We start from the raw sequence: 10,927 nt of genomic DNA on the forward strand, positions 1-10,927 counted from the left end.
CAAAAATCATGGTTAAGCAAACAACCATTAAAAGTGAGATTACATTAGAAGGAGTAGGATTGCATACGGGTCAGACTGTAAAAATGACTTTCAAACCGGCTCCTGTAAATAACGGATTTACCTTTGTTCGTGTAGATTTAGAAGGACAGCCTGTTATTGAAGCGGATGCAAACTACGTAGTAACTACACAGCGCGGAACGAATCTTGAAAAATTGGGAGTTAAAATCCAAACTTCAGAACACGTTTTGGCAGCTTTTGTAGGTTGTGATGTGGATAATGTAATCATTGAATTGAATGCTTCTGAGCCGCCAATTATGGATGGTTCTTCCAAATATTTTGTGGAAGCAATTGAAAAAGTAGGTGTTGAGGAGCAAGATGCTGAGCGTAACGTTTATGTAGTGAAAGAAGTAATTTCTTTTACTGATGAAGCAACTGGAAGCGAAATCACAGTGATTCCTTCGGATGATTACCAAGTTACCGCTATGGTTGATTTCGGAACTAAAGTTTTAGGAACGCAAAATGCTACCATGAAATCAGTTTCGGAATTCAAATCTGAAATCGCTAATTGTCGTACATTCAGCTTTTTACATGAATTAGAAGGTTTGTTGGAACACGGTTTAATTAAAGGTGGAGATTTGAACAATGCTATTGTTTATGTTGATAAAGAAATCTCACCTGAAACTATGGAGCGTTTGAAAGTAGCGTTCGCCAAAGATTCCATCAGTGTGAAACCAAACGGAATTTTGGATAATTTAACGTTGCATTATCCGAATGAAGCGGCACGTCATAAATTACTTGATGTAGTTGGAGATTTAGCCTTAATCGGAACCCGAATCAAAGGGAAGGTTATTGCGAATAAACCGGGTCATTTTGTAAATACAATGTTTGCTAAAAAGATGTCGAAGATTATCAAAAACGAGCAAAAAAATCATGTTCCAGTATATGATTTGCATAAGGAACCGTTAATGGATGTGACAAAGATTCAGGCGATGTTACCTCACCGTTATCCGTTCATTTTGGTAGATAAGATTTTGGAAATGTCTGATACACATGTGGTAGGATTGAAAAATGTTACCATGAACGAACAGTTTTTCGTTGGGCATTTTCCGGGAGCACCAGTTATGCCAGGTGTTTTGATTATTGAGGCTATGGCACAAACAGGAGGAATCTTAATTTTAAGTACAGTTCCAGATCCTGAAAATTATCTGACGTATTTCATGAAGATTGATAATGTTAAATTCAAACATAAAGTTTTACCAGGTGATACTTTAATTTTTAAATTAGAGTTATTATCCCCGATTCGTCGCGGAATTTGCCACATGCAGGCAAGCGCATACGCGAATGGTAAATTAGTTACAGAAGCCGAATTAATGGCGCAAATTGCAAAAAAGAACTAAATAAAAGTTTATGAATCAACCGTTAGCTTATGTTCACCCAGGTGCTAAAATCGCTAAAAATGTAGTGATTGAGCCTTTTACAACCATCCATAACAATGTTGAAATTGGTGAGGGAACTTGGATTGGCTCCAATGTTACTATTATGGAAGGTGCCAGAATAGGGAAGAACTGCAATATATTTCCGGGAGCTGTTATTTCGGCAGTACCTCAAGATTTGAAATTTGGTGGTGAAGAATCACTTGCAATAATTGGAGATAATACCACTGTAAGAGAGTGTGTTACGATTAACAGAGGAACTGTTGCTTCTGGTCAAACCAAAATCGGAAAAAACTGTTTAATTATGGCTACTGCACACATCGCGCACGATTGTCATATTGGTGATAATGCAATCATTGTAAATGGTGTAGCTTTGGCAGGTCACGTAATTGTTGGTGATTTTGCTGTAATCGGAGGATTGGCTGCAGTACATCAGTTTATTCATATTGGTGATCACGCTATGATTTCTGGTGGTTCGTTGGTTCGAAAAGATGTTCCGCCATTTACCAAAGCTGCAAAAGAGCCGCTTTCCTATGTGGGAATCAATTCGGTAGGATTAAGAAGAAGAGGTTTTTCTCCGGAGAAAATTCGTGAAATTCAGGATATTTACCGAATTTTGTATCAGAAAAACTATAACACCACACAAGCTTTAAGCATCATTGAAGCCGAAATGGAAGCAACGCCAGAACGCGACGAAATCATTATGTTTATTCGTAATTCTTCTCGAGGAATTATGAAAGGCTATACCGGCGGCGGATTTTAAGTAAAAACAAAACAAACATTCAATAAAACATTTATAATGGCAACTACATCAGATATCCGCAACGGATTATGTATCAAATTTAACCACGATATTTACAAAATCATTGAGTTCTTACACGTAAAACCCGGAAAAGGACCGGCTTTCGTTAGAACAAAATTAAAAAGCTTAACCAACGGAAAAGTATTAGACAATACTTTCTCAGCTGGACATAAAATTGATGTGGTTCGTGTAGAAACGCATACTTTTCAGTATTTATATGCAGAAGGAGCTGATTTTCATTTCATGAACAACGAAACTTTCGAGCAAATTTCCTTAAACAAAGATATTTTAGATGCTCCGGATTTATTGAAAGAAGGAACAAATGTAATGGTTCAGATTAATGCTGAAACTGAAATGCCTTTGTCTGTAGATATGCCGGCTTCTGTTGTTTTGGAGGTTACTTATGCTGAACCAGGTGTTAAAGGAAATACTGCTACAAACGCAACAAAACCTGCAACAGTTGAAACGGGAGCGCAAATCAACGTGCCTTTGTTTATCAATGAAGGCGATAAAATTAAAATTGACACAGCTACCGGTTCTTACATGGAGCGTGTAAAAGAGTAATTTTAAGTACGCAGTTTTCAGTGTTCAGACCGCAGTTCATCTGTCTGATTACTAATAACTGATAACTGAATACTAACTATATGAAGTTTCCTAAAATACATACCTTACAAGAAATCGCCGACATAATCCAGAGTGAGTATGTTGGCGATGCTTCGTTTCCAGTACATGGAATGAATGAAATTCATGTCGTAGAACCCGGAGATATTGTATTCGTAGACCACCCCAAATACTACGATAAGGCTTTAGAATCTGCTGCAACAATTGTTTTAATCAATAAAAAAGTGGATTGTCCACAAGGAAAAGCATTGCTTATTTCAGATGATCCGTTTCGTGATTTCAATAAACTGACACGTCATTTCAAACCTTTTACAGCTGCTAATGTTTCGATTGCGGTTTCTGCTCAAATTGGAGAAGGAACAGTAATTCAGCCGAATTGTTTTGTCGGACATAATGTTGTTATCGGAAAAGATTGTATCATTCATTCGAATGTTTCGATTTATGATAATGCTGTAATTGGTGATAATGTAATTATTCACGCTGGAACTATTATCGGCGCCGATGCTTTCTATTACAAGAAACGTCCGGAAGGCTTTGATCAGTTGTTATCTGGCGGACGTGTAATCATTGAAGATAATGTCGGAATTGGTGCGCTTTGTACGATTGACAAAGGTGTTACTGGCGACACAACAATCGGTGCAGGAACCAAAATGGATAATCAGGTTCATGTTGGTCACGATACTGTAATCGGTAAAAAATGTCTGATAGCGGCGCAAACCGGAATTGCAGGTTGCGTAGTCATAAAAGACGAAGTAACCCTTTGGGGACAAGTTGGAACCACCAGCGGAATTACCATCGGTGAAAAGGCTGTCGTTATGGGCCAAACCGGTGTAACCAAATCAATCGAAGGCGGTAAAACTTATTTCGGAACACCAATCGAAGAATCCAGAGAAAAGTTAAAGCAGTTGGCTAACATCAAAAAAATTCCAGAAATACTAAACAAATTAAATAAAAATGACGGCTAAAGAATTAGTTGAACGGTTTTATCAATCCGATGGTTTTCGCAATAAAGAAGTAATGCAGGAGTTTTTGGATGACGATTTGGAATTTCATTGGCACAGTACAAAAGGCTTTCTTAAAATGGACAAAACCGATTTGATGGAATTGTCAAAAGAACTGAATCGTTCCTATACTTCTTCAAGAGTTGCTTTTTCTCATATTTTGGAAGAAGGAAATTCGGTTACGGTACGTTTTGCCTACTTTGTAACACCGATTGAAACACCAACCGAAGAACAAATTCTGGCTTATTTTATTACAATTTGGGAAGTTGCCGACGGTAAATTATTCCGTGGTTATCAAATGAGTCAACTGGATTAAAATCCGATAAAAAACTTCAAAACTTTATTGCAAAATTTTTTAGTTATTGCGGCTAAAAGTCTATTTTTGCAATGCAAATTTTAAAAACAACATAAAAAACTATATCATGAGTGTTTTAGTTAATAAGAATTCTAAAATAATTGTACAAGGATTTACAGGAAGCGAAGGAACTTTCCACGCTTCTCAAATGATTGAATACGGAACTAACGTTGTTGGTGGTGTAACGCCAGGAAAAGGTGGTTCTACGCATTTAGATCGTCCGGTTTTCAACACCGTTAAAGATGCTGTTGTTCAGGCTGGTGCTGATACGTCAATCATTTTCGTTCCGCCTGCATTTGCTGCTGACGCGATTATGGAAGCTGCTGATGCCGGAATCAAAGTAATCATTTGTATTACAGAAGGAATTCCTGTTGCAGACATGATTAAAGCATACGATTACATCCAAACAAGAGACTGTCGTTTAGTAGGTCCTAACTGTCCAGGTGTAATTACTCCGGAAGAAGCTAAAGTTGGTATCATGCCAGGTTTCGTTTTCAAAAAAGGAAAAGTGGGTATCGTTTCTAAATCAGGTACTTTAACGTATGAAGCTGCTGATCAGGTAGTTCGTCAAGGTTTTGGTATTACAACAGCTATCGGAATCGGTGGAGATCCAATCATCGGAACAACTACTAAAGAAGCGGTTGAATTATTAATGAATGACCCAGAAACTGAATTAATCATCATGATTGGTGAAATCGGTGGTCAATTAGAAGCGGATGCTGCTAAATGGGTGAAAGCTGACGGAAACAGAAAACCGGTTGTAGGTTTCATCGCTGGTGAAACAGCTCCTAAAGGACGTACAATGGGTCACGCTGGCGCTATCGTTGGTGGTGCAGATGATACTGCTGAAGCTAAAAAACGTATCATGAGAGAGAATGGAATTCACGTAGTTGATTCTCCTGCTGAAATCGGTAAAAAAGTAAAAGAGGTTTTAGGATAATCTTCAACCACTTTTAAGATATAATAAAGCCCTACATTTCGTGGGGCTTATTTTTTTCTTCTTTCTGACGTTTTTCCTTTTTGATTTTCTTAATCAAATCATCAATAGAAAGATTGTATTTGACAACCAAAACAATTCTATCGTCTTTATTAGGCTTAGTTCTGTCATCATAAAAAACACCAATTCCGGCTGAGTTCCCGTATTTAAACTTATTGTCAATTCCGAAGGATGAACGAATCCGGTTCAATTCCCAATCTTTATTGTCGTTATTCTGTTTGATGAAAAATTCGGTTCCAACATTAACTGAGAGTTTAGTTTTTGGGATAGTGTATTCAAAACTTAAATCTTCCCGTAAAACATGATTCGGACGATTGAAAACCGCCATATATTCTTTGTCAAAGCTTCCGGTTGAAAACTGATATTTTGTAGCAAGAAAAATTTTCAAACCATCAATAATTTCCTGATCGAAACGCAATCCGCCAAAAATTCGGTGCTGATCATTTTCAAACGAAGTTCTAAAGCGATATCCTGTTTCTAAACGAAACTTTTTTGAAATACTATAGCGAATTTCGCCCTGAACCATACTTGATTTAAACTCCTGAATGTCATTTCTTAAATCATAGCGATAGGTTGCAACAACTTCCCATTTCTTTGTGAACTTATAACTAACTGAAGGAATCATCCGTAATTGAACATCGGTGTTTTCCTGACATAAGAGCAATGCAGGAATCAACAAAAGTCCTATTACAAAACGCAGCTTAATCATTGTCTTTGGAATTTGGAAGATGATTTTCACTTTCTTTAGCATAATAGAATGCTTTTAAAACGGCTACATCTTTCAGGTAATCAATGGATACAATTTCGATTCGGTGAATATTAAGTCCAGTTCGTTCATTTAAATCAAGTAATAATTCGTCGCGTAGTTCCGGTTTAATGAGTTCAACTTTATCGTATACAATATCTTTAGCATTCTCATTCTTTAAAAAGCTTAAACGTTCAAGGAAGAATGCCAAAAACAAAACAAGTGCATTACAAATGATTAAAATAATGTATTTGTCATCAACCGCGGCAAGGGAATTCAGCATCGCTAAAGCCACACACACAAAGAAGTAACCCATGTCCTTAATGGAAATGGCAATAGTTCTATACCGAATAATGGAAAACATGGCAAACAATCCAAACGCAAATCCGATTTTAATTTTAGCAGAAGCCAACAAAATGCAAATCATAAAATTTACAACGTTAAACAGGAAGAATGTAAAGATAAAATCTTTGTTCTTGTGTTTCGGATAATAGATGCAGACCATTATCAAAATGGCTACAAGGTCTATAATTGCTCTGGTGATAAGATTTCCGGAGCTAAGAGTTGTAATTATGTTTTCATCTAGTTCCATGACTTCTTAACTCGGTTAGTTTGCTTAAAAGCGGTTTGAAATTGTTTGTTTTTACGTTTTGTTTCAGCGTAATTACTCCGTAAACATATTTGCTCATGCCTTGTTTTCGGATATGATGTTCTTTCAGGCAATAGGCAAGAGGAGAGGTAATACTATTTTTAGAATGTTTTACTTCTACGATAGCAATATCGCCAAAGGAAACGCTTTTGTTTTCGTCTTCAAACGATAAATCAATGTCGATGGTAACGCGTTCTGTATGCTGAAAATCTACAAAAGTCATGCGATGAAAGTTATTCTGAAGGATAAAATCCAACTCATCAATTTTTCGTCTGGAATAATATTGAATAATGCTTTTTCGGTCACTGTCGATTTCATTAATCATATCAGGAATGTTCTCCCGCAGCTTGTTGGTTCGCTCGATTTTTTCTTTCTTTTTAATCTCAAAAAAGCACAAATCACTTTCTACATATTTTCTGGAACGAACTTTAATCCGATTCACATAACCATTGTGATGATCTTTGTAAAACTGTAAATCAGGTGTGTCAAAATAGTTGTTTTCATAAGAAAAAATGCGTTGTCCGCTGATATCCAATATGTAATAATTGCTTAAAAGACAAGGGAAAATCATCTGTAAATCGCCAACTGTCATGATGAATTTGCTGTCAACGCGATTGCACAAAGCGACATTCTCCATTTCGTCAATAGAAATAGGTTTGAAATTGGATAATAATTTACTGTAATTTTCAATCATCTTAAATGGAAACTATAAAATCTTCAACAACAACATTTTCTTTTTTAGAACTGACTTTTATGGTTTTTAAAACATAGGTCTGATCCCAAGGGCAGTAGTCGCAATCGCCAACTACCCAAACATCATATTCGCCTTCGTGAAGGAAATTGAATTTAAAGCTACCGTCCGGATACGTGTCTACATCATCATAAAAAGCCCCGCCATCGTGAGCGCTTATATATACTTTCATTCCTGCTATATAGCCTTCGCTGACTAATACACCGGATGAATTATAATCTTTCGCGAAAACTTTCCCGCTAATGGATGCCAAACCTCCATAACCTTCATCTTTAGAACAAGACAATAGGCAAAATGAAGTGATAAATAGAATTAGATATTTTTTCATAACCCGAATTATTGTTTACAAAACTGTTAATCAAAATCCGATGGGTTAAGTGTGATTTTCTGATGATAAGTTGTGGTAAATCAGAAAATTAATTTGTTTGTGGAATTATGTTCAAATTTAATATTCTTAAACCAAAGCTGTCAATTTTTCCTTTCAAATGGAGAAATAAACGTTTAAAAACATATTTGCTTAATTATTAGCTAACAATTCATTTAAAAATACTTAACATGAAAACTGAATTTTATGTGGAAAAAATCTTTCAGACTAATTCGTGAGTTCCTGTAGAATATGATATATTTGTTTTTACGAAATTAAACTAAACAAACGAATCAGAATATGAAATTATTAGAAGGAAAAACAGCCATAATTACCGGAGCAAGCCGAGGTATCGGACGTGGTATTGCTGAAGTATTCGCAAAAAACGGAGCTAATGTAGCTTTTACCTACAGTTCATCTGCGGCTGCGGCTCAGGAATTGGAAAATGAATTGAGCGCTTTAGGTGTTAAAGCTAAAGGATATCAGTCAAATGCTGCAGATTTCAACGAAGCTCAAAAATTAGTTGATGATGTTATTGCAGAATTCGGAAACGTAGATGTTTTAATCAATAACGCCGGAATCACTAAAGATAACTTGTTAATGCGTATTTCCGAAGAAGATTTCGACAGTGTGATTGACGTGAATTTAAAGTCGGTTTTCAACATGACAAAAGCGGTTCAGAAGATTATGCTTAAAAACCGTGCTGGTTCTATTATCAACATGAGTTCTGTTGTTGGTGTGAAAGGAAATGCCGGACAAACGAACTATGCAGCTTCTAAAGCAGGGGTTATCGGTTTTTCTAAATCGGTAGCTCTAGAATTAGGTTCAAGAAACATTCGTTGTAATGTTATTGCGCCAGGTTTTATTGAAACGGAAATGACTGCAAAATTGAACGAAGATGTGGTTAAAGGTTGGAGAGAAAACATTCCTTTAAAACGTGGGGGAACTCCGGAAGATGTTGCTAATGCTTGTGTTTTCTTATCATGCGACATGAGTGCATACGTAACTGGACAAGTACTAAACGTTGACGGCGGAATGCTAACCTAATACTGAAAAATGACTACTAGCACCATTCTACTTTTACTGTTATCGGTTGTCGTTGCTGCTGGTTTGTCTTTTTTTCAATATTTATACAAAGCCAAAAGCGGTTCCAAAGTGAATCGTCTTTTGGCTTTTTTACGTTTTCTATCGTATTTGGCGATTTTCATATTGCTAATCAATCCGATAATTTCCAGAAAAACATTTGAAGTTGTCAAAACACCCTTACCAATTTTGCTTGACAATTCCTTGTCAGTTAAAGAATTAGGTCAAGATGTTTTGGAAAAAGAACTTTCACAACAACTTTCTGAAAACAAAGTGTTGAAAGATAAATACGATGTACAATTGTATCGTTTTGATGCTGATTTTCAGTCAGGTAACGAATTGGATTTTAAAGGGAAGCAAACGCACATCGATCAGGTTGCTCAAAATCTGAAGCAATTTTACCGAAACCAAAATTACCCGGTTGTAATGTTAACTGATGGAAATCAGACTATTGGTAGTGATTATGTCTACAGTTTTCAGCAAAATACAACAGTTTATCCGATTGTTTTGGGTGATACGACAACATTTTTAGATTTGAAAATCAATCAGTTAAATGTAAATAAGTACGCTTTCTTAAAAAATAAATTTCCGGTTGAAGTCTTTTTGCAATACAGTGGTAAAAAACCAATCACTGCAAATTTCAGTATTCAACAGGGGAGCAGAACAATTCACAAACAACAGGTTTCATTTTCTCCATCAAACAGAGCTAAGGTTGTTTCAGTTTTGCTTCCGGCGGATAAAGTTGGAGTACAAACTTATAAAGCAGTTTTATCATCTTCGGAAACAGAAAAAAACAAATACAACAACGAGAAGAATTTTGCTGTTGAAGTAATCGATCAGCGTTCTGAAATTGCTTTGATTTCATCCATTAATCATCCGGATTTAGGCGCTTTAAAACGCTCGATTGAAGCTAATCAACAACGTAAAGTAACTATTGTTAAACCAAACGAAATCAAATCGTTGCAAAATTACAATGTTTTGATTTTGTATCAACCTGATGCTCAGTTTAAATCAGTTTTAGAACAAAATGCAAAGTTACAATTGAACAGCTTTATCATCACCGGTTTGAACACCGATTTTAATCTTTTAAGTCAATATTACAATCAGGTGAGTTTTAAGATTTCCGGCTCTAAAGAAAATTATATTCCGGAGTTTAATTCGCAGTTTAATGCTTTTGCTTTGGACGATATTGGTTTTGAACAGTTTCCGCCTTTAGAACATCCGTTCGGAACAATTACATTGAAAGAGAATACTAATTCCCTTTTAAAGTCAAAGATTCAGAATATTTCAACGAATAATCCATTGCTTTCTTTTTCGGAAAACGGCTTGAAACGAACCGCATTTCTTTTTGGGGAAAATATCTGGAAATGGCGCATGGAATCGCACTTAAAAACGAAATCATTCACAGACTTTGATATTTTCATTGATAAAACCGTTCAGTATTTAGCGAGTAATTCGGCGAAAAAATCATTGGTGGTTTCTCATGAAAGTTTTTATAATTCAGGTGAAACGATTGAAATAACAGCCCAATTCTTCAATAAAAATTATGAGTTTGATGAAAATGCCCGATTAACCATTCAAATAAAAAATAATCAAACAAAAGCCGTAAAATCATTTGATTTCTTAAAAGGAAGTAATGAGTATAAAGTCAATTTAGATGGTTTAACGCATGGCGATTACAGTTTTACGGTGAAGGAAAACAACTCGAAAACGCAATATTCTGGTAGTTTTCAGGTGCTTGATTTTGAAATTGAAAAACAGTTCATCAATCCGGATTTGGAACGCTTGAATCAGCTAGCTTCCAATATCAACGGAAAAGTTTATTTTCCAAATCAGATGAATCAGTTAATGGATTTCCTTTCTAAAAATGAATCCTACAAACCGGTTGAAAAAGCGATTATCAGACAAGTGCCATTAATTGACTGGGTTTGGCTCTTGGTTCTTTTGATCGCATCATTAGCCGCAGAATGGTTTATCCGAAAGTACAACGGACTCTTATAAACTAAAACTATACTTTATGAATGACGCACATTTACACATGGTTTTCAACCATTTTCCTATCATCGGAACAATTTTCGGTTTTGGAATTTTGTTAGCAGGAATTTTATTTAAAAACAAAGCAGTGC

Annotated in this window: 12 protein-coding genes; 8 read left to right on the plus strand and 4 right to left on the minus strand. The window is 35.8% G+C overall.

What is annotated here, in order from left to right; translation table 11 throughout:
* Positions 1-8: 8 nt before the first annotated feature.
* From RUH60_RS08885 to sucD, 6 genes are all read left to right on the plus strand, one after another.
* Positions 9-1,397 (plus strand): bifunctional UDP-3-O-[3-hydroxymyristoyl] N-acetylglucosamine deacetylase/3-hydroxyacyl-ACP dehydratase, encoded by a 1,389-nt coding sequence (locus tag RUH60_RS08885; protein WP_313807485.1) that lies wholly within the window; start codon positions 9-11, stop codon positions 1,395-1,397.
* 10 nt (positions 1,398-1,407) lie between these two features.
* Positions 1,408-2,196 carry an acyl-ACP--UDP-N-acetylglucosamine O-acyltransferase gene (gene lpxA, locus RUH60_RS08890; RefSeq protein WP_313807487.1) on the plus strand — a complete coding sequence of 263 codons (789 nt, stop codon included), beginning with the start codon at positions 1,408-1,410 and terminating at the stop codon, positions 2,194-2,196.
* 36 nt (positions 2,197-2,232) lie between these two features.
* Positions 2,233-2,799, plus strand: coding sequence for an elongation factor P (efp, locus tag RUH60_RS08895; protein WP_313807489.1), 567 nt, complete (start codon positions 2,233-2,235; stop codon positions 2,797-2,799).
* An 80-nt stretch (positions 2,800-2,879) separates the two neighbouring features.
* On the plus strand, positions 2,880-3,821 hold the full coding sequence (locus RUH60_RS08900; protein WP_313807491.1) for a UDP-3-O-(3-hydroxymyristoyl)glucosamine N-acyltransferase: 942 nt from the start codon (positions 2,880-2,882) through the stop codon (positions 3,819-3,821).
* The gene (locus RUH60_RS08905) at positions 3,811-4,173 is read left to right on the plus strand and encodes a nuclear transport factor 2 family protein (RefSeq protein ID WP_313807493.1); all 363 of its coding nucleotides are present in this window, start codon (positions 3,811-3,813) and stop codon (positions 4,171-4,173) included. Before RUH60_RS08900 ends, RUH60_RS08905 begins: the two co-directional genes overlap by 11 nt.
* A 106-nt stretch (positions 4,174-4,279) precedes the next feature.
* Positions 4,280-5,152: a succinate--CoA ligase subunit alpha gene (sucD, locus tag RUH60_RS08910; RefSeq protein ID WP_313807495.1), complete on the plus strand. Its 873-nt coding sequence runs from the start codon at positions 4,280-4,282 to the stop codon at positions 5,150-5,152.
* A 31-nt stretch (positions 5,153-5,183) separates the two neighbouring features.
* On the opposite strand, the gene RUH60_RS08915 is transcribed toward sucD, so the two are convergent.
* The 4 genes from RUH60_RS08915 to RUH60_RS08930 are packed head-to-tail and all read right to left on the minus strand — an operon-like array spanning position 5,184 to position 7,682.
* The gene (locus tag RUH60_RS08915; protein ID WP_313807497.1) at positions 5,184-5,918 is read right to left on the minus strand and encodes a DUF2490 domain-containing protein; all 735 of its coding nucleotides are present in this window, start codon (positions 5,916-5,918) and stop codon (positions 5,184-5,186) included.
* Entirely contained in the window at positions 5,911-6,546 is a 636-nt protein-coding gene (locus RUH60_RS08920) for a DUF4956 domain-containing protein (protein WP_313807499.1), read from the minus strand. Before RUH60_RS08920 ends, RUH60_RS08915 begins: the two co-directional genes overlap by 8 nt.
* Entirely contained in the window at positions 6,533-7,297 is a 765-nt protein-coding gene (locus tag RUH60_RS08925) for a polyphosphate polymerase domain-containing protein (protein WP_313807500.1), read from the minus strand. Before RUH60_RS08925 ends, RUH60_RS08920 begins: the two co-directional genes overlap by 14 nt.
* Before the next feature lies 1 nt (position 7,298).
* Entirely contained in the window at positions 7,299-7,682 is a 384-nt protein-coding gene (locus RUH60_RS08930) for a hypothetical protein (RefSeq protein WP_313807502.1), read from the minus strand.
* Between the two features lie 336 nt (positions 7,683-8,018).
* Between RUH60_RS08930 and fabG the strand changes: the two genes are divergently transcribed.
* Together fabG and RUH60_RS08940 are read left to right on the plus strand one after the other, a co-directional pair.
* Entirely contained in the window at positions 8,019-8,765 is a 747-nt protein-coding gene (fabG, locus tag RUH60_RS08935) for a 3-oxoacyl-[acyl-carrier-protein] reductase (RefSeq protein ID WP_313807504.1), read from the plus strand.
* Between the two features lie 9 nt (positions 8,766-8,774).
* Positions 8,775-10,802: a hypothetical protein gene (locus tag RUH60_RS08940; protein WP_313807506.1), complete on the plus strand. Its 2,028-nt coding sequence runs from the start codon at positions 8,775-8,777 to the stop codon at positions 10,800-10,802.
* Positions 10,803-10,927 lie beyond the last annotated feature (125 nt).

Source organism: Flavobacterium sp. (genome assembly GCF_032153895.1).
Classification (GTDB): domain Bacteria; phylum Bacteroidota; class Bacteroidia; order Flavobacteriales; family Flavobacteriaceae; genus Flavobacterium.

Bases quoted from the DNA above. Each gene is read 5' to 3' on its own strand.
- fabG (WP_313807504.1), top strand. From the start codon at position 8,019: ATGAAATTATTAGAAGGAAAAACAGCCATAATTACCGGAGCAAGCCGA.
- RUH60_RS08920 (WP_313807499.1), bottom strand. From the start codon at position 6,546: ATGGAACTAGATGAAAACATAATTACAACTCTTAGCTCCGGAAATCTT.
- sucD (WP_313807495.1), top strand. From the start codon at position 4,280: ATGAGTGTTTTAGTTAATAAGAATTCTAAAATAATTGTACAAGGATTT.
- RUH60_RS08925 (WP_313807500.1), bottom strand. From the start codon at position 7,297: ATGATTGAAAATTACAGTAAATTATTATCCAATTTCAAACCTATTTCT.
- lpxA (WP_313807487.1), top strand. From the start codon at position 1,408: ATGAATCAACCGTTAGCTTATGTTCACCCAGGTGCTAAAATCGCTAAA.
- RUH60_RS08930 (WP_313807502.1), bottom strand. From the start codon at position 7,682: ATGAAAAAATATCTAATTCTATTTATCACTTCATTTTGCCTATTGTCT.
- efp (WP_313807489.1), top strand. From the start codon at position 2,233: ATGGCAACTACATCAGATATCCGCAACGGATTATGTATCAAATTTAAC.
- RUH60_RS08940 (WP_313807506.1), top strand. From the start codon at position 8,775: ATGACTACTAGCACCATTCTACTTTTACTGTTATCGGTTGTCGTTGCT.
- RUH60_RS08885 (WP_313807485.1), top strand. From the start codon at position 9: ATGGTTAAGCAAACAACCATTAAAAGTGAGATTACATTAGAAGGAGTA.
- RUH60_RS08900 (WP_313807491.1), top strand. From the start codon at position 2,880: ATGAAGTTTCCTAAAATACATACCTTACAAGAAATCGCCGACATAATC.
- RUH60_RS08905 (WP_313807493.1), top strand. From the start codon at position 3,811: ATGACGGCTAAAGAATTAGTTGAACGGTTTTATCAATCCGATGGTTTT.
- RUH60_RS08915 (WP_313807497.1), bottom strand. From the start codon at position 5,918: ATGATTAAGCTGCGTTTTGTAATAGGACTTTTGTTGATTCCTGCATTG.